This window comes from Sphingobacterium sp. N143, from assembly GCF_030325625.1.
Taxonomy (GTDB): Bacteria; Bacteroidota; Bacteroidia; order Sphingobacteriales; family Sphingobacteriaceae; genus Sphingobacterium.
Map to the genome: position 1 here is coordinate 839,904 of NZ_JACAIS010000001.1, position 21,688 is coordinate 861,591.

The following is a 21,688-nucleotide window of genomic DNA, read 5'->3' on the forward strand; positions in this document are numbered from 1 at the left end:
TAGGATAATCCTCGTTTTAGCAACGTGAGTATGTCTAGTTAGAATCAATTTTGTATGAATATCAATACAATTAAAAAATGGGAAATAGACAGAACGAAAAAGTTTGGTTCATTACAGGATCTTCACGAGGTTTTGGGAAAATATGGGCAGAGGCCGCTTTGAAACGCGGTGACAAGGTTGCTGCCACTGCACGTAATAGCAGTAGTATCCAATCATTAAAAGAAAAATATGGGGATCAGGTCCTCATTCTTGAAGTGGATGTAACCCAGGCTTCACAAGTGCAAAATGCTATTATTAGTGCCAACGACTATTTCGGAAGATTAGATATTGTGTTTAATAATGCCGGATATTCTTTGGTCGGCACCATAGAGGAAAGCAGCACCGATGAGGTAAAAGCCATGTATGAAACCAATATTATGGGGCCTATTCATGTGATTCAGGCAGCATTGCCTATACTGCGTGCCCAAGGTCATGGTCATATTTTGGGAACATCCAGCGCCGTTGGCATTTATAGTAATCCACTAATCGGGTATTATTGTTCTTCAAAATTTGCGTTTGAAGCTATTTACGATAGTTTATCTAAGGAGGTTGCAGCATTTGGCATCAAAGTAACGTTGATTGAACCGGGGGCATATAGTACTGAATTTGGTAGTGCCGAATCACTAAAAATAGCCAGCAAAAAACTAGCGGAATATGATGATCTGAAAAACAGCTTGATGGAAAATTTGAAGAAGCTGGAACGGGGAAACCCATTAGCCACTCCCGACGCTATATTTGCGGTAGTCGATGCTGAAAATCCTCCGTTGAGATTACTATTGGGTAAAAACGATTTGCCACATATCGAACAGATCTATGCTGAACGCATTCAGGAATGGGAAAACTGGAAAAATATTTCAGAGGCAGCCCAAGGTTAATCACCTATGATGCCCTTGGGAGCTTTTATTCGCTTTTCTTTTGCAGGGAAAAGCGGATATTGCTTAACTTGTAACCTATAATTTTTATAACATGGTTTCTAAAAAATCGAATCACTCCGTTAAAAGATTTCATACGCTGGCTGAGGTCATGGAGGCATCCGGTTTTCCACCGCCTAAGCATCCATTGATCGTTTTGTTGAACGGTGTGGACCGGCCACTTAAAGGTCATGCTCCCAGTAAATCACATGTATTGAATTATTATAAAATAGCATTTAAACCAGATGCGGGAGGAGAGCTCATGTATGGTCATACCAAATTTGATTTTAAGGAGGGCGGTTTGTTTTTTGTGGCCCCTCAGCAGATTCTCTCATCTATAGAAGCCGATAAGCAAACGAAGGCTGAAGAACAAAAAATACTCAGCCCGCAGATCACACTGCTTATAGATCCTGATTTTTTATTACAATACCCCTTGGCACAGAAGATCCAACAGTACCATTTCTTTTCTTATGCCACCAATGAAGCGCTGCACCTGTCGACCAAGGAAAAAGAAACCATGCTGTCACTTTTCAGAAATATAGAAGAAGAACTTGAAAACCGCTTAGACGACATGAGCCATCATGTGATCATCTCCCAGATTGAGCTGCTGCTAAATTATGCCCAACGATTTTATAACAGGCAGTTTCTGACCCGAAAACAGAACTATCCGAGTATTGCCGAGCGCATCGATCAATTGTTGGAGGATTATTTCAATAGCGATAAGGTCCTGAGCGGTGGAGTACCCACCGTCAATTACCTGGCTGAGCAGCTCCATATGTCAGCAAGTTATTTAAGCGATCTGTTGCGAAATCTTACTGGTCAAAACACCCAGCAATTCATTCATGACAAGATGATTTATCGTGCAAAGAATAAGCTGTCTACCACAGATCTCAGTATTTCTGAAATTGCATTTGAATTAGGTTTTGAACAGCCACAATCCTTTAGCCGATTGTTTAAATTAAAAACCAAACAGAGCCCACAGCAGTATAGAGCTCAATTCATTCGACCATAGAATTTACATATATCCCAGCTTGCTATTAAAAATGGCTACAACAAAGCTATTTTTGGATACATTTAGCAGTATCACAACCCTGAACTTTGCTTCATCAATAATATTAGACATGAAAGTATTTGTTACAGGCGCTACAGGTTTCGTAGGAACAGCTGTAGTACAGGACTTATTAGGAGCTGGTCACGAGGTTCTCGGGCTTGCAAGGTCGGAACAATCTGCCAGAAAATTAATCGAGGCAGGAGCAGAGGCCCATTATGGTGATCTTACTGATTTTGACCGACTAAAATCAGGGGCCAAGGGCGCTGATGCCGTTATACACTTAGGATTTGTTCATGATTTCGGGCGTTTTCAGGAAATGTGCGAATTGGATAAGGAAGTGATCGGTGCCATAGGAGATGCTCTGGTCGGTACGGACAAGCCCTTTCTCATCACTTCTGGCACGGCACTTTTTTCAAAAGATGGCATTACAACAGAGCAGGACCGTCGTGTCAATCACCCGCATCCGAGGATTGCAACTGAAAATGCCGCAGACGATCAGGTCGCAAAAGGCGTGCGTGCCGCCGTTATTAGATTATCTCCATCTGTGCATGGTGAAGGAGATAAAATCGGCTTTGTTCCGCTATTTATTAAAATTGCAAGGGAAAAAGCTGTTTCAGCGATCATTGGCGATGGAATTAACCACTGGCCAGCTGTGCATCGACTGGATGCGGCACGGCTTTACCGATTGGCGCTGGAGCAACCCTTTGAAAAAGGAACCAGATATCATGCAGTATCCGAAGAGGGAATAGAGCTTAAGACAGTAGCCGCTGAAATTGCTGAGCGTTTAAATATTCCACTGATCTCATTGAATTCCCAGGAAGCCGAGCAGCATTTTTCCTGGTTTACGCATTTTGCAAAGCTTGATAACCCGAGTTCAAGTGAATGGACAAGGAATGCGCTAGGCTGGAATCCCGTACATCCGACTTTATTGGAAGATTTAAAAGGTTCGTATTATTTTTCGGAACTCCGATAATCTGTATTTTTGTTCTTATCCATTTAAATTTAAAAGCAGGTAATTCCATGTCCGATAATAAACCCATTCGAATTAAGACCATTTCCGATTTCCACAAACTGCGTGGTCTGCCGGGGTCGAAGCATCCGCTCATCAGTGTGATCAATTATGAAGATATGACCGAGCAAGCAAAGGTCGGAAAACAGAGCCTGTTGTTTGATTTTTATACGATTTCGGTAAAACGCGACATGGACCACAAGTACAGGTATGGGCAGAATGAATATGATTTTAATGAAGGAGTGATGTTCTGCATGGCCCCACATCAGGTTTTAAGTGTCATACGTGAAGAACAAGGAAAGAATCCTTCCGGGTGGATGCTGATGATCCATCCGGACTTTCTCTGGAATACGGCACTTTCCACTTCGATCAAAAGATATGAATTTTTTGATTATTCGGTCAATGAGGCGCTGTTCCTATCAGAAGACGAGGAATTCAAAATGAAGCAGATCATCGAAAACATCAAGCAGGAATATCAGAGCCATATAGACCAGTTCAGCCAGAATATTATCATTTCCCAGTTGGAGACCCTGTTTAATTATTCCGAGCGTTTTTATCAGCGTCAGTTTATAACACGTAAGAAAGCCAGTCATCAGTTTTTAGAGCAGCTGGAGATCTTTCTTAATGAATATTTTGAAGGAGAACATATCCTGCGGAATGGGCTGCCGACGGTACAGCTGCTGTCCGAAAAGCTGAATATGTCAACCCAATACATGCGGGGACTGCTCAAATCGCTGACAGGACAAACCACGCAGCAGATCATCCACGAGAAGGTAATCGAAAAAGCCAAAGAGAGGCTTTCCACAACAGAACTTACCATAAGTGAGATCGCCTATGAATTGGGCTTTGAGCACTCTCAGTCATTCAACAAACTATTTAAGGCCAAAACCAATATTTCCCCTATGGAGTTTCGTAAATCCTTTAATTGATTAAAATCTTATTATTTTTTTCTACCGACCTTCACTAGAAGTTTTCCAGCGCTGTTTTGCCGGTTGGAGTTGCTAACTTAGTCGGCATATCAAATTAAGAACAATAAAAAATCTTAAATTTGAAATACTGATAAAGTCGAAATCAATAATACATAATTTTAGCACATTTTACTAATGGATTTTACTGTAGAAATTAAGGATATGGTCGCGATGGTTGTCTCAATATTATGTGGAGGGGCAATCGGTTTTGAGCGTGAATACAAAAATAAGTCTGCCGGTTTTCGTACAATAATTTTAATTTCACTCGGGTCGACCATTTTTACGATAGTCTCTCAGCATGGTGCACAAACAGACGACCGGATTTCGGCAAATATCATAACAGGGATCGGTTTTATTGGTGCGGGTGTTATTTTTAAAGATAAAATTTCAGTACATGGTTTGACCACTGCTGCCGTAATCTGGACTTCGGCGGCAATTGGAATGACAGCGGGGATAGGTTACCATGCCTTAGCCCTTTGTCTGACCCTTATTACACTTGGAGTTTTGTTAATGGTTACGAGGGTAGAGCGAATAATTGCGCAATTACAAAAGGAGCAGTTCCTGAGTGTAACTTTTCGTGACCCCAACTTCCATCAGATTGAAAATCTCGAAAGTGTTTTACAGACAAAGGGGCTTATTTTAGAACGTATTGAAATTGCTAAAGACGACGATCATTTGATCGTATTATTTAAAGTATCTGGTAAAAAAGAGCTTCTGGTAGAGATGAGCGAAACACTTGCCACACGACCGGAGATCATCAGTTTTTCTTAAATTCTTTCATAATATGAACTCATGAAGGCCATAGATTCAATTGTTTTAGCGATATATAGACTTTATTCTTTTCCTCTCCATAACGACCCATTTTATTGCGGCATCCAATTCGTCCGGCCATTTCTTCAGCCCTTCCTCTACTATAAGCATTCCAGCTTCAATACCCACCCCTTGAGCCGCTGACAAAGCAGACTTTTTTATATGGTCAACATATCCTATTGGGGGGTGTTTGCTTAGTTTCATACTCCAAAATTAGAATTAATATTTGATATTTTGCTAAAAATATTAGTTTTTATATTTTAATTACTTATATTTGTATTGTTAACCAATTTAAAAACAATGGATTATGGGTGAATTGAAACAATCGAAATATATCGATATCACGACAGATTATGGCTTTAAGAAAGTTTTTGGATCAGATACCAATAAAGATCTTCTCATTGCTTTCTTAAACGAACTTTTTAGAGGACGCAAGGTTATTGCTGATTTATATTATAACAAAAATGAGCATGTCGGGGATACGGAGGATATTGGTAGCGTTATTTTTGATCTGACCTGTACGGCAGACAATGGCGAACGGTTTATTATTGAAGTGCAGCGTACGGCACAGGTTAATTTGAAAAAGCGCATGCTTTACTACAGTAGTAAATTGATTGCGGACCAGGCCCCCAAAGGCAACCGGAGGGCCTGGAATTATGAAATTACTGAAGTTTATATCATTGTGTTGATGGATGGGTTTAGGATGCCTGATGGGGGTGAGGAAAACTATTTTTTGCACGATATTTGTCTATGTTATCGTGATCACGGTAAAATATTTTACGAAGATCTGGGTTTTATATATATTGAATTGGTTAACTTTGTTAAAGCTGAGGCAGAGTTAGATAGTGATTTAGATCGTTGGCTTTATATACTCAAAAATATGTCTTCGCTAAAGGGACTTTCAAAATATCTGCGGAAACCAATATTTGAAAAGTTATTTCAGTTAGCAGAGTATAGCAAACTAAAACCGGAGGAACGAGAGATGTACAATGTAAGTTTAAGGAATAAATGGGATGCGGAGAGCATCCGAAGTAGCCAGGAAGAGCTATTGAAAAGGGCGCGCGAAAAAGCAATTGCCGAAGGAAGAGCAGAGGGAGAAGCTAAAGGAAAAGCTGAAGGTCGGGCTGAAGGTCAGGCTGAAGGGAAAGCTCAGGGAATTGCAGAGGGGCAAGCCAAAATAATAAAAAACCTTTTGTCTTCGAATAAGTTTTCGATTTCGGATATTGCCGAACTGGCGGACGTCACTGTAGAGTTTGTAAAGCAGATCGAGGCAGAGATGGCTAAAGGAAAATAGAGTTTGTTTAATAAACGGGAGAACCTACATACTTTATGAAACAGTATCCACAGTTCATGTCACAGTCACTGCTTTTTGAATGATTTGTAGCTTTCTTGTAAATACAGGTATAGGTCATAAGTGTTCCATGACTGAATCTGATCTACATTGGGCCTATATTTTTCCATGAATTCTATAATTTCATCTTCTTTTATAGGAATAACAGACTTAATTGAATTAATATTAAAGATACTATCTACCTTACTTTCTTTTTCGACATCTTCAATATTTTTCTCCATTTTTCTGGCTCTTCTCCCGCTTTTACTTAAAAGCTCATAAAAAAATGTTATAGGCTTTCCCCCGAAAGGATTTAGGAGGGCTATAGGAGGTCTTCCTCCATAGTATATTCCTCCTTTTTTGTTTTTTTCTTTCTGTATTGCTTTCAGATCTCCTATTTCTTTATTATGTCGGTTTCTGGTTATTACGATTTCATCAAGCACGATACTTTTCTTATTTAAAATGATGGAATCTTTTAATTTGTCTCCCTGTATTAATTTTGTTTCCCAATGATCATGTCTAAATTCAATTGTATCCCCTATATTAATATTTAACACAAAATTTCCATAAGCATCGGACAGTGTATGGGCTTTAGAATTCAGATTTATTATGTTAATACCTCTTAAAAGTAATGTTGAATCAGAAGATAAAATAGTGCCTCTATATTCATTCTGTTTTTGACCATAAGTAAGTTTTATACTACTAAAAATAATGCTAATTAAAATTAGCAGGAGCTTGTAAGGACGATTATGCATGAAGATATAGCTGGTTTTGTAAATATATATTTATTATAATTTATGCTGTGCATTACGATCAAGCTGTGTGATTTGGAAAAGTATCTAAATTAAACGACGGACTTCATTATTATAATTAATCCTATAAATTGTTATAATTTATAGATTGTTTTCAGTTTATGAAAATTATTTAACAAAATTTAGCTGTGTTATTTAGTAGGTCTGCCGTAACGTTGATCCTTACCTCATCTTATTTATATAACAATCTGGATAATTGAACCATACTTTATAATTATGATGGATGATATTTAACCTTTAGAAGCAAGACGTTTATGCTACACGGTGAATATTGTTTCGCCAGGTTAATCAGTACCTTGATTACCAGGGAGGGATGTGAAATTGATAAGAAAAACTTAAAAATCAGTAAAATGTATCCGTTTTAGCTTGAAATGTATCATTATATTAGCTGATAAAGAATCTATTTTTGTAGAAGCACAATAGTAACATGTAATGACAAATAAAATATTTAATATAAAAGAGTTTGCATCCTATCTTAACGTTGTCAAGCCTAAGAATGAGGATCTCCATATTATTAATTATGAACATGAGGATAACTTACGACTGCAATCCGATTCTATTACCATTGATTTTTATTTGCTCGCCATAAAGCCTCCTTTGGAAAAATATTTTAAGAATACCCAATTTCTGGAAGACCAGGCTAAATCTTTTATGTATGTTGACTGCCCGCAAAACAATTTGCACTGGGATATCAATGCTCCTGATGCGGGCTACAATATTCTGGTAAGTGCGAAATATGTAAATAAATTGGCAAAAGATTACAATTTTGTACATTACAACAACCATGAAGCCTTATTCCTTACGACAGATGAAGAAGTTATTCTATGGGATCTGTACAAAAAAACATATGATGAATTTCAGAAGGAATTGTATTCCAAGGATATCATCATGTCCTATATTGCTCTGATTTTGTCTTATACACAAGTGTTCTATGACAGACAATTTGATTCCAGGAGTAAGGAATATAATGCTGTGATTGATAATTTTTATAAAAATCTAAAGCAGTATTTTGGGAACAGCGATGTGATTGCAGGTCTCCCTTCCGTTGCATATTTTGCCCAGAAAGCCAATCTATCACCTAACTATTTTGGAGATTTAATCAAACATTTTACGGGAGAATCACCGATCGAGCATATCCATAATTTTGTTTTAAACCAGGCAAAAGACAAACTTAAAAATACTTCACTTTCTATCAGTGAAATTTCTTATAGTTTAGGTTTTGATTACCCTAATTATTTTGCTAGGTTTTTCCGTAAGAAAACAGGTTTATCCCCAAAAGTATTTAGGGCAATGTAAGTCATACATATATGTCAGAGCAACCTAACAAGGTTGCTTTTTTTTTTTGCCTCAATTACAAATCAGTAAAATGTTTCCGTTTTCGAGTAATCTGTCTACGTTCCAGGTAGGAGACTGTAGCTAACTTTGTTTTATCAAAATAACAAGACGTTTAATTTAAAAAAGAAAATATCATGTCACAACAAAAGATCAGTATCAACAACGGAAACGGGCAAGGGATTACCTTATCAGCTATTATTAATTTCCCTGAAGGGTTTGATGAAAATAAAAAATATGCTGTCGTAGTTGTTTCCCATCCCGGCGGAGGTGTAAAAGAACAAGCCGCCGGATTGTACGCAAAAAAATTAGCGGAAAAAGGTTTGATTGCTATAGCTTATGATGCTTCATATCAAGGAGAAAGCACAGGTGAACCTCGCCAGTTGGAAAATCCTTACATCAGGACAGAAGACGTCAGTGCAGTAGTAGACTATTTGACCACACTTTCTTATGTGGATGCAGAGAAGATAGGAGCAATGGGTATCTGTGCAGGCGCAGGTTATACGGCAAATGCTGCGATTAATGACCATCGTATCAAAGCGGTTGGGATGGTGAGTGCTGTCAATATTGGGTCTATGTTCCGCAATGGATGGGAAAACAATGTACAAGATGCAGATGCAATGCCTTATTTGTTGGCCGGTGCAAGTGCCAGAACGAACGATGCAACAGAAGGATCACAGATTATGCCCTTGGCTCCAATGAAAGAGGAAGATGCTCCCAATGAAGAATTGAGAGAAGCCTGGGAATATTATCATACAGATCGGTGTCAATATCCTACTGCGCCTGGATGGGCAACATTAAGAAGCTTAACGCAGATTATTACTTATGATGCGTATAATAAAGCTGAGGCATTTTTCACACAGCCACTGTTAGCGATTGTAGGGAGTGTTGCCGGAAGTGCCTGGATGAGTGATGACCTATTAAAGATTGCAGCCACTTCAGACAAGCAAAAATATGTGATAGAAGGAGCAAACCATATGTCTCTTTATGACAGAGAAAACTATGTGAACGAAGCTATTTCACAATTGGTACCTTTCTTCTCTGAAAAATTGTAATTCAAATAAAATTAGATAAAATGAAAAAGTCAGTAAAATTCAAAGCCTTATATTGGGATATAGCAGCAGATTTATTATTCCCACCTGATTTTGACGAAAATAAAAAATATCCGACCATTATCAGTACCCATCCAATAGGGAGCTGTAAAGAGCAGACTTCGGGTAATGTATACGGACAGGCTCTCGCAGATGCAGGGTTTGTGGTATTGGTTCCGGATGCTTCATTTCAAGGGGAAAGTGGTGGCGAGCCCCGTTTTATAGAAGATCCGTCTTTCCGGGTCGAAGATTATAGCTATGCCTGTGACTATTTGGTAACACTACCTTTTGTGGATGAAAACCGTATTGGGGTATTGGGTATTTGCGGAGGCGGTGGATATTCCATCAGCGCTGCTAAATCAGAACGCCGTTTAAAGGCCGTAGTAAGTATAACCGGGGTAAACTTTGGACGTCTTTGCCGCGAAGGGTTTGCCGGATATGATCCGATTGGTACACTTGAAGCAATTGCCAAACAACGTACTGCCGAAGCTCGCGGAGCTCAACTAAGGGTAGACGGGCTATTACCTTCATCGGTAGAAGAAGGTAAAAGAGGAGGCATTACAGATATTGATGTATTGGAAGCTACAGATTATTATAAAACGTCACGTGGTGCACAGCCTCATGGTTCTACCAGTGCATTATTTTCGCACCGGGCTGCTGCTGTGGACTGGGATGCTTTTAGCAATGCCGAGACGCTACTTACACAGCCACTGTTGATTGTAATTGGTGATAAACCAGGCGGTTTCGGAGCCTATCGCGATGGACAGGAAATTTACGGCCGTGCAGCCTCCAAAAAGAAAGAATTGGTAGTCGTTGAAGGTTGGTCTCATTATGACCTCTATGACAAACCTGAACCGGTTCAACAAGCATTGAAAAGAGTGGTCCCTTTTTTCCAGGAAAATCTATAAAAGGTAATTTTATACAACGAAACAACACATGTGAAATTGAGGTTAGTGGTCATTTGGCTTTCAATGGGAGATAGGTATAAAAGTTCATGAAAATGGGGCTATCCAAACTTTTTGGATAGCCCCATTTGCGTTATGCTTCTTGCTTTAGATCAAATGTGTGGTAATTCTTATAATGTACGAGCGATCGTACAGGCGTTGCGAGTGTTGACAATAGTTCTAGATAGATTTTAGCGATCAATTTCCAGGTTGTCTGTTCCCCATAACTACGTGCTTTGAAACGATGCCATGCAAGTAATCGCTTCGATCTATATAATAATTTGATATGATCGCCCATGGTTTGCACATCATTGAAAGGAGTGAGGATTCCCCGTTCATCTGTCAGTAAATCCATCGCATGCCAGTAGGGTGTTGAGATTACGGCAGCACCGGCGCCTACCGCAAACGATAAAGTCCCGCTGTTGATCTGCTGTTCATGCTGATAGGGAGAAAGATAGATATCACAGGCTGTTAAGTATTCTTTTAATTGCTCATCGTTAATGAATTCATCAATAAAAATGATCTTATCCCGCAGTTGTAACTGATCCACTAAACTCTGTAATTCAAAACGATAGGATTCACCCTCATGTGCCAGTACATTCGGATGTGTCTTGCCTACAATTAAATATTTGAAATTTGGTAGATCGAGCCCTGCTAAGGAACGGATTGCATATTCTAGGCCTTTACTTCGCCCAATTAAGCCAAAAGTCATCATGACAAAATTATCCTGCAGGCCCAGTCTATATTTTGCCAATCCTTGGTTATAGTCAAATTGCGGCACACCGTGCGGTATGACCTGGATTTTATGTTCGTCTATTGTTGGGAAGAGGTCTTTTAATAATTCTCTCCCTTTCGCCGAAAGCGAAACGACAGCCTGGGATTTAGTCAATAGCAACTCCATGATTTCCTTTTGTCGCAAGGATGGCGATTGTAATATGGTATGGAATATCGTCAACAAAGGAGTCGTTAAATGATTGACCAATTGATTGATAAATATACCGTCGGCACCCCCAAATATACCATATTCGTGTTGGATGATACAATAATCATATTCCTCATTAACGATATGTACAGCTTGGATGTAACTGTCAAGACTTTCTTTGTGAATCACAAAGCGCACGGTCGGGTCATACTGTTCGGAGCCAGATTTGGATACAGCAATCACATCGATGGATACCGTTTGATCCAATGCCATTCCTGTTTTGAGATCTTTCGTGAAGGTTGCCAATCCACATTCCTGGGGTGGAAAGGTACTTATAAAAACAATTTTTTTCATATGCTTAGTCCTCTTTCCCCTTGTCTTTCTCATTATTTACCGGAATATCCAAAATCGCCATTAGAAGTAAATAATATCCTTTTTCCAGGCCCATTTTCTTTGCTTTTTGATCTATTTTTTCCATATGACATTTTATAATTAAGGTGATATATTGTTTCGTTTTATGCATCAAAAGCTGTACCCAAAGGAGAGGATTTGTTGCATATCCGTAGTTTACAAAGGCGTTATCCGTAGTGTAATACAGTGTATACCGCACAAACACTTCTTGAGTAGGTATTTTTCCTTTGATGGAAAACTTACCCCTAGCTCTTAGGTTGACTGTACCAAGTATTTTTGATGTACGGGTTGAACAAAGGAGGCTAGATGTTGGTTTAGCGTACAAGATTGACTTGGGGAGTATCATGTGAAGCTTCTGCTAGCTACGGTCTGACACTTTATGATAAAAAAAATAACTCAAAGAAAGTCAATGATCATTTGGTTAGGCATGGGTCAAAGGATGGAGCTCGCTTCCCCGAATTGTGATAGTTGTCCACTTTTTTAGGCATTGTGCTAACAAGTGCTTTATATTCTTATGTCTTGGCTACGTACTTCATACGTTTTCTTCCTGACTTATTACTTAAATCTCTTTTATCCTAATTAGTTAATTTTTTAGTTGTTATAGGAAAAATACGGTAGCATACAGTCACTAACTACGCTTATGCCAAGTTTTTTCCATAAAAACGTACTTCTACGTTAACTGTCAATGGACCGTATGATGTGTAATAGACCTTCAGAGACTAGCACTTTTATTGATGCCTCTTTATGAGATCAACGTCAAACAACATCAATATAAACAAAAAAGAGGAAAGTTATGAGCGATTACAATTTAGACCTACTGATCAAGGAAAAAAGAGGCTTGTTAAGTCATTTTGCTGCTAAATTTACAAATGACCCTGATGAAAAGGAGGATCTGATTCAGGAGACTTGGATCAGAGCTTTAAAATCCCTTGATAATTTTGTGCAGCATCCCAAGTTAATGAGCTGGCTGTATGTTATTATGAAGCATACCTACATAAACAAATACCGCAAAGCCAAGCGCGTCAGCGAGGTTCAAGATACGTATATTGGTCTAGAAGAGACTAATACTATTGTCCATAACAAGGGGCTTAATAAATTTATAGCTGAAGATATCGAAAAAGCAATGTGCAAATTGACAGCTGAAAATTACGAGATCTTCCGTTTATATTTAGAAGGCTATAAGTATCATGAAATCGCCAGTTATTTTAATATGCCAGAAGGAACTATAAAAACTCGGATCCATATGGCCCGAAAAAAGTTACAGCAAGAGCTAAAGCTTTATAAATTAAATTAACAAATAGCAATCCGTGCGACAAAATCCAATTTATATTCCTTTCGGTGGAAAATACGATTATGAGCAGTCTAAGGAATTTGCGCGCGTGATCGTTACGCTGGTACATCGGGAACTGCCTGATTATACAAGTCTGGAAAGGACAGTAAAAGACCGGAAAGGGAAAATGTATCTTGATTTTTTGCAGAACAGACCGCATGCTACGATTGCAACGGCGTATTCGGTAAGACCGAAACCCGGAGCTACGGTATCAATGCCGCTGCACTGGGACGAGGTCAAGAAAGGGCTTCAGATTAGTGATTTCAATATCCGAAACGCCATTTCAAGGATGAATGAAATGGGCGACATCTTTAAGCCTGTACTTGGAAAAGGAATCGATCTGAAAAAAGCAATTGCAAAATTTTCAGAAAAATAGAAATGGCAGCTCATATCATATTTAAACCTCAGAAAAGATGAAAAAGATACTCTGGCGGGGCATTCTCTACAAATCATGGGAGCATTGTACCCTACAACAGGAAAAAGACGGGATGGCTGTACGGTCTATAATTACTGGAAATTATCAAAATCAGTTATTTTCCGTAAACAATACGTTAAAATTAGATGAGAAGTGGCGTATTCAGGAATTTGAGATACGATCTGATATCGATGGTAAGACAAACTATACAGTAGGTCGAAGAATTGGAAAGGACTGGTGGATTAATGATTCCGTTATACCAGAACTGACCGGGCTTCTCTATATTGATATCTCTCTGACACCATTTACAAATACTCTTCCGGTCAATCATCTGCTTCTGGAGATTGGTAAATCCTCAGATATTGATGTTTTATATATCGATCTTTTAGAGAACGAAATAAAACCCGTCCGACAGCGCTATACCAGAAAAGCAAAATATCAGTATTTATATGAAAGCCTTGATTATCCGTTCGAGGCGGTCATTACTGTTGACCCCAAAGGTATCGTGACAAGTTATCCTGGACTATTCGAGGAAGTAGTAGAAGGAAGGATGAAATAAGAAAATTTGTTTTAAGGTTTCAACACCACCTTTACGCAATCATCTTCTTTCTCATTAAAAATTTTATAACCGTATTCAGCTTCTGTAAGAGGAATTGTATGCGTGATAATATCATCCAAAACTACTTTATTTTCGCTGACAAGGCTGATAAGTTTATCAATGTAGTTAAGAACAGGTGCTTGGCCCTGCTTTATTGTGATGCCCTTGTCAAAAATTCTGAAAAGTGGAAAATTATCGTATGGCGAGCCATATACGCCCATGATAGATACAGTGCCCATCCGTCTGACCGCTTCAAAGCACATCTCCAATACTTTGATCGATCCCTTTTCAAAATTGATCGTTGCTTTGACTTTATCCATAAGATTTCGTTCAGGCTCAAACCCCACGGCATCTATGCAGACGTCAGCTCCTCTTCCGTCAGTCATTTCACGAATTGCGTTAATGACATCTACTTTGTGTGGATTTAGGGTTTCCACTTTATTGACTGCTTTAGCTTTATCTAGCCGATAGTCCAGCGGATCTATCGCGATGACTCTACCAGCACCATTGAGCCAAGCCGCTTTTTGAGCCATCAAACCTACAGGGCCAGAACCAAAGATTGCTACAGTTTCGCCACCTTTCAGATCTGCCCAATCAATTGAAGACCATCCGGTAGGAAAAATATCGGTTAGAAATAAAGCCTGTTCATCAGATAGGTGATCGGGAATGACCCTTGGGCTGATATCGGCATAGGGCACTCTAACGTACTCAGCTTGACCGCCAGAATAACCTCCGTAGAGATCAGTGTAGCCAAAGAGTGCTCCACCTTTTTGATCCATCATATCTCCATTAGGCCCATAATGTTTAAAGTTTGAATTCTCGCAGGCCGGCGAAGCTTCATGTGTGCAGAAAAAACATTTTCCGCAAGCTATTGGGAAGGGGACTACGACACGGTCGCCTTTTTTTAGATTTTTGATCTCTGAGCCAACCTCTTCTACGATCCCCATAAATTCGTGCCCCATGATGAGTTCCTCCTTTTGGGGAACAGCACCACTTAAAATATGTAGATCAGATCCACATATTGCTGTTGCTGTAACTTTTAGAATTACATCCCTTGGATCAAGGATAGCTGGGTCAGGCACATTATCAACACTAATATCGCCGGGCTTATGGAATACTGCTGCTTTCATAATTTAAAGTTTAGAATGTTGCTGCATTTAATTAATTTTTCGTTTGTTATCTCTATGAATAACCTATCCCAAACAGATTTGGTTCAAAAAGAATTAGCACCAAGAAAAATCAGTGTGAATAGTAAGTCCGGGGCCCCAAAAAAAAACGGAAGTTATCGGTGGACTGATCAGATTTTTACTGTTTGACATGTATATCATTAGGATTTAAGAAAAAAAACAATTTATACAAACTAAAGATTGCCCTATATTGTCCTTATACTAAAGACTGCTTGTCCCAGTTATGAAGAAAGTTTTTAAAAGCTAGGCACCTTTCCAACCTAGCTTTTTTAATTGTATCTAGTTTTGTTTCCATAGCTTGAACGCTTCCGTCCATTATATGCTTTTTTCATAAAAAAGCAAACGATTTATTTCGGGCATCCGTTCATGAAGTAACATCAGTTTATTTACTCTTCTAAACGTTGAATTATGAAACAAGAAACTGGAACTACGCCAAAATTTAAAACAAAGGCTACTGCCAAGTCTGAGCCGGCGTTGCAGGAGCTCTTTTTGGATGAAATAATGGATCTCTACTGGGCCGAAAACCATCTCGTCAAATCATTGCCAAAAATGATAAAAGCAGCAACATCACCTGCGTTGGCCACTGCTATCGAAAATCATCTCAAAGAAACAGAAGGGCACGTTTCGCGGCTGGAGCAGATATTCAAGCTATTGGGCAAAGAAGCACTGGCTAAAAAATGTGATGCAATGGAAGGACTGACCAAAGAAGCGGAGGGCATCATCGAAAGTACTGCGGCTGGGACAGCAACGCGGGACGTGGGTATTATTTTGGCTTCTCAAAAAGTAGAGCATTATGAAATTGCCAGCTATGGCGGTTTGCTCCAGCTTGCTGCCACACTGGGACTGCAGCAAGTAGCCGCATTACTTGAGCAGACACTCGGTGAGGAACAAACGGCTGACGCACTGCTCACTGAGGTGGCGGAAAATAAAATTAACTATACGGCTGCAGAAGAATAATAACACATCAAGTAACATGAAAAAGAGAGATATAGAAATAAAAAAGGGCAAACAGCCTGAAAACGAAAAAACAAAATCATTAGATCAGCATATAGCCGATGCGGCCGGCCAATTGATGACAACCGATCAGGGTGTAAAGATCAACGACGATCAAAATTCATTACGTGCGGGTGACCGTGGAGCGACACTGCTGGAAGATTTTATCCTGCGGGAGAAGATTACCCATTTTGACCACGAGCGTATCCCCGAACGTGTGGTACACGCGAGGGGATCGGGCGCACACGGCGTTTTTAAATTGTACAAACAGCTGGGGGAGCTGACTAAAGCCGGTTTTTTGAACGATACAGCAATAGAGACACCGGTATTTGTGCGCTTTTCTACGGTTGCTGGTTCCAGAGGCTCCACAGATTTGGCCCGTGATGTACGTGGCTTTGCCGTCAAATTCTACACACAGGAGGGGAATTTCGATTTGGTAGGCAACAATATGCCGGTATTCTTTATTCAGGATGCGATGAAATTTCCGGATCTGGTCCATGCCGTCAAACCTGAACCGGACAACGAAATTCCGCAGGCAGCTTCCGCACATGATACTTTTTGGGATTTTATTTCCTTAATGCCCGAATCTACCCATATGATTATGTGGTTGATGAGTGATCGGGCCATTCCACGCAGCTACCGGATGATGGAAGGTTTTGGCGTACATACATTTCAATTTATTAATAAGAAGGGAGAAGCCACCTTTGTTAAATTTCATTGGAAACCGCTTCTGGGGGTACATTCCGTCGCTTGGGATGAGGCGCAGAAGATTTCAGGTAAGGACCCTGATTTTCACCGGCGCGATCTTTGGGATGCTATCGAAAGCGGTGCATTCCCCGAATGGGAGTTAGGCGTGCAGATCGTTCCCGAGGCAGATGAGTTTAAATTTGATTTTGATCTATTGGATTCCACCAAAATTATTCCTGAAGAACTTGTCCCCGTGCAGCGAATCGGTAAAATGACGCTCAATCGTAATCCCGACAACTTTTTTGCGGAAACCGAACAGGCAGCTTTTCACATAGGCAACGTCGTACCGGGAATAGATTTCACCAATGACCCGTTATTGCAGGGGCGGTTATTCTCCTATACCGATACACAGCTCATCCGCTTAGGCGGTCCCAATTTTCACGAAATACCGATTAATCGGCCGATCAGCCCATCACACAACAACCAACGTGACGGATTTATGCGCCAAAGGATTGACCGTGGTAAAACCAGCTATGGACCAAATTCGCTCGGTGGTAACGACCCTGCCCAGGTGAAAGAGGCAGATGGAGGCTTTACGAGCTATCAGGAACGCATTGACGCCAGAAAAGTGCGCGCACGTAGCGATAGTTTCCGGGATCATTTTAGCCAGGCAAGATTGTTTTTTCAAAGTCAATCAGAACCCGAGAAAAATCATATTATTGATGCCTTCAGTTTCGAATTGGGTAAGGTAAAAACTGTCGCCGTGAGACAACGTATGATTGGTATCTTGTCTTTAGTGGATAAAGGCCTGGCTGCTGAAGTGGCTTTTGCACTTGGATTACAGGTGCCTCAGGAGCCCGAAAAACCGATCAATCACAGCTTACCGGCTGATGCTGACGCTGCAGACTATGAACCTATACAAGTTAAAGGAAAGGTTAAAGTTTCACCTGCATTGAGTATGAAAGATACGATAAAAGATAGCATTCAAAGCCGAAAAGTAGCAATACTTGCCGCAGATGGAGTCGATTCTGTATCATTGCAAACGGTAAGCGATGCGATTGTAGCCGCTGGTGCTGTAGTGCATGTTATTGCCCCGAAACTCGGCGAGATCACTGCCTCCGATAACACGAAAATCCCGGTCGAAGAGAGCTTACTGACAGGGGCATCCGTACTGTATGATGCTGTATATGTACCTGGTGGAAAAAATAGTGTGGCGACTCTGGAAGCAGAGGCAAATGCTGTACATTTTCTGAATGAAGCATTTAGACATTGTAAAGCACTTGCAGCTGATGCGGATGCAATTCAGGTATTGGAAGCTACCTATTTCTTCGATAAGCTTCCCGACGAGTTTTCAGAGAAAACTGTGCTTGAAGAGGGAGTCATTGTCGAAAAAGACGCTAGTGACTTAGCTGAGAAATTTGTTAAAGCAATTGCGCAGCACCGCTTTTGGGAGCGCGAAAAACCAAGGCAGGTACCGGCTTAGAAAAGGTGGCGATCACTATAAAAAGCCCGGTAATATGCCGGGCTTTTTATAGTTAAGATTGTATTTATCCGATGAAACCTTTTCTTTAGTTTGCCAGTATCGCCATCGCACCTTCATTGCCCTGTTGGGCAGCGAGGTCGCAAACAGAAAGCCCGCGGACATCCAGGAGTGTTGGGTCTGCACCTTTGTCGCGCAACAGTTTTAGCACATCATTTCGACCAAACATGGCCGCAAACATCAACGCTGTACCACCATTGCCATGTTGGAGATTTAAATTTGCACCATGTTGGATGAGAATCTCAGCGATATCTTTATAACCTTTGAAGGCAACACCCATCAAAGCGGTATTGCCACCATTATCCTGCGCGTCAACATTGGCACCCGATTCGAGTAATAGTTTAGCCGCATCGAGCTGATTATTATAACAGGCGATAATCAATGGCGTGTGGCCTTTGGTATCACGACTATCCAAATCTACTTTCTGGCGGATAAGTTCCTGCAATACATCAATGTTACCCAGTCTGGCAGCATGAATAATAACTTCTGTCATCTGTGTCATAAGAGAATTGTTTTATTGTGATTATGCAATTTTATTTCCCAACGCTTACCCTTACAAGGTATAATCGTGAAGGAACATGTACTACTTGAGAACAACAGTTAAAGCCTAACGGTTTGCTATCCTTCCAGCATATTTTCTTTTAACAGGGATCTATACCTTTGCAAAAGCTTTAATAATTGCTTTATTGAATTCAGGTAGATCGTCCGGCGTGCGGCTTGTTATCAGTTCCGCATCGACAACAACAGCATTATCTTCCCAATTGGCACCAGCGTTGATTAAATCTATTTTAATTGCTTCTACCGAAGTCATTTTCTTGTCCCTGACAAGATCTGCATTGATCAAAAGCTGCGGACCATGGCAGATAGCAGCAATGGGTTTATTACGTTCCCAAAAAGCGTTAATCAATGCAATGGCAGTTTTGTTGGTGCGCAGTTTATCGGGATTGATGACACCACCGGGTAGCAGAAGAGCATCGTATTTATTTTCCTCGGCCTCCTGAAGGGGGACATCGACAATATATTCGTTAGACCATTCATCGCCTTTTTTTGAGCGAACCTTATCCTTTGAAGGTGAGATAATATGGGTTTTGGCACCGGCATTTTCCAATGCTTCTTTCGGACTGCTCAATTCGATTTCTTCAAAACCATCGGCAACCAGGATAGCGATCTTTTTGTCTTTTAATTTTTCCATGTAAAGAAATGTTTTGTTCTTATACTGAACGGCTCTCCTTCATGGAAAGTTTGGATTAATCTTAAATTAAGCTGTAATTCTGAAAACCCTTTGCCCTTGAACGTTGTCCATTTTGTAAATCATACTATGATGCATAAAATAGCTGTTTTCCGTGCGCTTCAATTGGGTGATCTGCTCTGTGCAATGCCGGCAATCGCCGCATTAAAGTATAATTATCCTGAATCTACGCTATATTTTATTGGCCTCCCACATTATGAAGTCGCTACTGGAGCGCTTCGATTGTGTGGATGAGTTTATAGCCTTTCCCGGCCATCCCAAACTCCCGGAACTCCCTTGTCATCCATTGGCTTTGGCAGATTTTGAAACGGAATGACCTGCCCACCAAGGAATAAGCTAAGGTCTGGACTGTTCAATCAAGGCGGGGGTTGTCGCCCGCTAGATGTCGATGAGAGCAAAACTGGTATCATCGCCATGATGCGCCTTCAAAACAGGAACGGCCACATTGTAAATAGGAATACCTGCCGGCGATTGTGCTTTAAATTTGCCCGCATGGGCATGTCCGTGGAATGCGGCTGTGACATTTCGGCGTTGAAGAGGTTCCATTAAATGCGTAGAGCCCAGAAAAGGATAGATCTCTTTGGGTTCGCCCACTACAGTTTCGGCGATGGGAGCGTAATGGAGCAACGCTACCTTTTTTATGTCTGTGTATTCCTGCTCTAGCCGCGCTAGCGCTCGATCCAATAGGAGGGATTCATTAACCGCTTCCTGAACAAAACTTTTCATCGCATCTTCGCCAAACATCGAGAGCATATAGCGATCAAAGCCCCCGCCAAAACCCTTGACCCCAGCAAAACCGATTCCCGCTACAACAATGGCTTCTCCATCCAGGACGGTGACCTTGCTATCTGTGAGAATCTGACGAATCTGCTTTTGACGACCTTTTTCATAGTCGTGATTCCCCAAAACTGCAATCACCGGAACTTTTAAGTGCTGTAGTTCCGTAACCAGCATTTCCGCTTCTTCTTCATCTCCCGTATCTGTCAGATCGCCACATAAGAGCAGGACTTTGGCCTTTGGGGAGACTTCCTCAAATATCGTTTTCCATTTTCCATGCTGGCTCTGATTCATATGAATGTCGCCAACTGCTGCGATTGTAGTTTTCTTTGTCATCGTTATACTGTTTTGATGGTATATGATTTATAGTCCCATTCTTTGATATCAATCTGATATTGCGTCTGATCAATCAGCGGACCCAAGCACACTTTTTCGAGGCAGGGAGGAAGGTCATACTGTTCCTGCGCACGTTTGATCAGTTCGTCAAACAGATCCCGTGGAATAATATCGCGATAATCATGTGGATAAGTAAACTGGAATATGATCAGCTGCGCCAGGAGAAGATGCCAATGTTGATCCATGCGCATCAATAAATGATTCCAGTCAAATTGTTTTCCATAGCGGAGCCACAGATGATTAATATCAGCACTATCATGACGTTCTCTATTCTGTACATATAATTTGCACCAGACAAGTTCTTCTGCCGGAAGGTAGCGTACCGGTGTGTCAAATAAGATGCCCTCAGGTGCACGATCGTACCAATCCTGCTCTATCGTGCAATTATGATTGACACTATCGAATATAATATCAATAAAATAAGGTGCTTTGTGGATTTTGGCAAGCCAGCGGACATCGGTCAATTCAGTCTGGTAACCATTGGCGGCAAAATGTTTCAGTATAGCCGGATAAGCACTGCTTTTGCAAAAAATATCGAGATCTTTAGTGGGCCGGATAATCCCCGTATAATGAAACATTGCCAGCGCACCACCAACCATAAAAGAGCTGCCGCTGCTATGTAGAAGCTGTAGTGTATCCTTAAAGAATGTAATGCATTCTTTAGGGGGATTATCAAGATCGATCATAGTATCATTTTTATTTAAAACAGCCTTAAAATCGGAGTAGTTTGGATTCAGCTCATGAAAACGTACTCCCCACATTTAGCTCGGGTATAAGTACTTGATTTCCATTCTCAGGCAAACCGCTTCGATGTTTGCAGAGGTTCTCATAAAAGCAAAAGGAGCTGTTTATGACAAAGGATTCAATCCTAAACGGCTTTACTCTT

23 protein-coding genes are annotated in these 21,688 nt (G+C 40.6%); 15 read left to right on the top strand and 8 right to left on the bottom strand.

The features are described 5' to 3' along the window. The first annotated feature begins 77 nt into the window (after positions 1–77). From HX021_RS03680 to HX021_RS03700, 5 genes are all read left to right on the top strand, one after another. Positions 78–914, top strand: coding sequence for an SDR family NAD(P)-dependent oxidoreductase (locus HX021_RS03680; protein WP_286588447.1), 837 nt, complete (start codon positions 78–80; stop codon positions 912–914). 91 nt (positions 915–1,005) lie between these two features. After that, positions 1,006–1,962 carry a helix-turn-helix domain-containing protein gene (locus HX021_RS03685; protein ID WP_286588449.1) on the top strand — a complete coding sequence of 319 codons (957 nt, stop codon included), beginning with the start codon at positions 1,006–1,008 and terminating at the stop codon, positions 1,960–1,962. Positions 1,963–2,071: 109 nt separating this feature from the next. Beyond that, positions 2,072–2,974, top strand: coding sequence for an SDR family oxidoreductase (locus HX021_RS03690; protein ID WP_286588451.1), 903 nt, complete (start codon positions 2,072–2,074; stop codon positions 2,972–2,974). Positions 2,975–3,021: 47 nt separating this feature from the next. After that, on the top strand, positions 3,022–3,939 hold the full coding sequence (locus HX021_RS03695; protein WP_286588453.1) for a helix-turn-helix domain-containing protein: 918 nt from the start codon (positions 3,022–3,024) through the stop codon (positions 3,937–3,939). 174 nt (positions 3,940–4,113) lie between these two features. Beyond that, positions 4,114–4,749 (top strand): MgtC/SapB family protein, encoded by a 636-nt coding sequence (locus HX021_RS03700; RefSeq protein WP_286588454.1) that lies wholly within the window; start codon positions 4,114–4,116, stop codon positions 4,747–4,749. 45 nt (positions 4,750–4,794) lie between these two features. On the opposite strand, the gene HX021_RS03705 is transcribed toward HX021_RS03700, so the two are convergent. Then, positions 4,795–4,992 carry a hypothetical protein gene (locus tag HX021_RS03705; RefSeq protein WP_286588456.1) on the bottom strand — a complete coding sequence of 66 codons (198 nt, stop codon included), beginning with the start codon at positions 4,990–4,992 and terminating at the stop codon, positions 4,795–4,797. Positions 4,993–5,095: 103 nt separating this feature from the next. Here HX021_RS03705 and HX021_RS03710 point away from each other — a divergent pair, with 103 nt between their 5' ends. Then, a complete protein-coding gene (locus HX021_RS03710) occupies positions 5,096–6,082 on the top strand; it encodes an Rpn family recombination-promoting nuclease/putative transposase (protein ID WP_286588457.1) in 987 nt (328 codons plus the stop codon). Positions 6,083–6,147: 65 nt separating this feature from the next. Here HX021_RS03710 and HX021_RS03715 read toward each other — a convergent pair whose 3' ends face one another. Further along, on the bottom strand, positions 6,148–6,873 hold the full coding sequence (locus tag HX021_RS03715) for a hypothetical protein (RefSeq protein ID WP_286588460.1): 726 nt from the start codon (positions 6,871–6,873) through the stop codon (positions 6,148–6,150). A 489-nt stretch (positions 6,874–7,362) separates the two neighbouring features. Here HX021_RS03715 and HX021_RS03720 point away from each other — a divergent pair, with 489 nt between their 5' ends. The 3 genes from HX021_RS03720 to HX021_RS03730 all read left to right on the top strand — a co-directional run bounded on the left by HX021_RS03720 (position 7,363) and on the right by HX021_RS03730 (position 10,261). Then, positions 7,363–8,226, top strand: a complete 864-nt coding sequence (locus HX021_RS03720; protein ID WP_286588462.1) for a helix-turn-helix domain-containing protein — start codon at positions 7,363–7,365, stop codon at positions 8,224–8,226. A 173-nt stretch (positions 8,227–8,399) separates the two neighbouring features. Beyond that, positions 8,400–9,317 carry an alpha/beta hydrolase gene (locus HX021_RS03725; protein WP_286588463.1) on the top strand — a complete coding sequence of 306 codons (918 nt, stop codon included), beginning with the start codon at positions 8,400–8,402 and terminating at the stop codon, positions 9,315–9,317. A 20-nt stretch (positions 9,318–9,337) separates the two neighbouring features. Next, positions 9,338–10,261 (top strand): alpha/beta hydrolase, encoded by a 924-nt coding sequence (locus HX021_RS03730; RefSeq protein ID WP_286588464.1) that lies wholly within the window; start codon positions 9,338–9,340, stop codon positions 10,259–10,261. Between the two features lie 130 nt (positions 10,262–10,391). Here the strand turns inward: HX021_RS03730 and HX021_RS03735 are convergent, their stop codons facing one another. Next, a complete protein-coding gene (locus HX021_RS03735) occupies positions 10,392–11,573 on the bottom strand; it encodes a glycosyltransferase (protein ID WP_286588466.1) in 1,182 nt (393 codons plus the stop codon). Between the two features lie 850 nt (positions 11,574–12,423). On the opposite strand from HX021_RS03735, the gene HX021_RS03740 reads away from it, so the two are divergent. From HX021_RS03740 to HX021_RS03750, 3 genes are read left to right on the top strand one after another with little or no spacing between them, the layout of a single operon-like run. Beyond that, on the top strand, positions 12,424–12,924 hold the full coding sequence (locus HX021_RS03740) for an RNA polymerase sigma factor (RefSeq protein ID WP_286588468.1): 501 nt from the start codon (positions 12,424–12,426) through the stop codon (positions 12,922–12,924). Positions 12,925–12,937: 13 nt separating this feature from the next. Continuing rightward, the gene (gene ligD, locus HX021_RS03745) at positions 12,938–13,336 is read left to right on the top strand and encodes a non-homologous end-joining DNA ligase LigD (protein ID WP_353621014.1); all 399 of its coding nucleotides are present in this window, start codon (positions 12,938–12,940) and stop codon (positions 13,334–13,336) included. 37 nt (positions 13,337–13,373) lie between these two features. Beyond that, on the top strand, positions 13,374–13,934 hold the full coding sequence (locus HX021_RS03750) for a putative glycolipid-binding domain-containing protein (RefSeq protein WP_286588470.1): 561 nt from the start codon (positions 13,374–13,376) through the stop codon (positions 13,932–13,934). An 11-nt stretch (positions 13,935–13,945) separates the two neighbouring features. Here HX021_RS03750 and HX021_RS03755 read toward each other — a convergent pair whose 3' ends face one another. Continuing rightward, the gene (locus tag HX021_RS03755; RefSeq protein WP_286588471.1) at positions 13,946–15,103 is read right to left on the bottom strand and encodes a zinc-dependent alcohol dehydrogenase; all 1,158 of its coding nucleotides are present in this window, start codon (positions 15,101–15,103) and stop codon (positions 13,946–13,948) included. Between the two features lie 465 nt (positions 15,104–15,568). Between HX021_RS03755 and HX021_RS03760 the strand changes: the two genes are divergently transcribed. Further along, positions 15,569–16,117: a YciE/YciF ferroxidase family protein gene (locus HX021_RS03760; RefSeq protein WP_286588473.1), complete on the top strand. Its 549-nt coding sequence runs from the start codon at positions 15,569–15,571 to the stop codon at positions 16,115–16,117. A gap of 16 nt (positions 16,118–16,133) precedes the next feature. Further along, a complete protein-coding gene (locus HX021_RS03765; protein WP_286588475.1) occupies positions 16,134–18,323 on the top strand; it encodes a catalase in 2,190 nt (729 codons plus the stop codon). 85 nt (positions 18,324–18,408) lie between these two features. On the opposite strand, the gene HX021_RS03770 is transcribed toward HX021_RS03765, so the two are convergent. Then, positions 18,409–18,882 carry an ankyrin repeat domain-containing protein gene (locus HX021_RS03770; protein WP_286588477.1) on the bottom strand — a complete coding sequence of 158 codons (474 nt, stop codon included), beginning with the start codon at positions 18,880–18,882 and terminating at the stop codon, positions 18,409–18,411. A gap of 150 nt (positions 18,883–19,032) precedes the next feature. Further along, entirely contained in the window at positions 19,033–19,572 is a 540-nt protein-coding gene (locus HX021_RS03775) for a type 1 glutamine amidotransferase domain-containing protein (RefSeq protein WP_286588478.1), read from the bottom strand. Between the two features lie 126 nt (positions 19,573–19,698). Between HX021_RS03775 and HX021_RS03780 the strand changes: the two genes are divergently transcribed. Next, positions 19,699–19,863, top strand: a complete 165-nt coding sequence (locus HX021_RS03780) for a hypothetical protein (protein WP_286588480.1) — start codon at positions 19,699–19,701, stop codon at positions 19,861–19,863. 144 nt (positions 19,864–20,007) lie between these two features. Here the strand turns inward: HX021_RS03780 and HX021_RS03785 are convergent, their stop codons facing one another. Further along, complete coding sequence (locus HX021_RS03785; protein WP_286588483.1) at positions 20,008–20,742, bottom strand: metallophosphoesterase family protein; 735 nt, start codon at positions 20,740–20,742, stop codon at positions 20,008–20,010. Between the two features lie 2 nt (positions 20,743–20,744). Then, positions 20,745–21,563, bottom strand: a complete 819-nt coding sequence (locus HX021_RS03790; protein WP_286588485.1) for a hypothetical protein — start codon at positions 21,561–21,563, stop codon at positions 20,745–20,747. Positions 21,564–21,688: the final 125 nt, after the last annotated feature.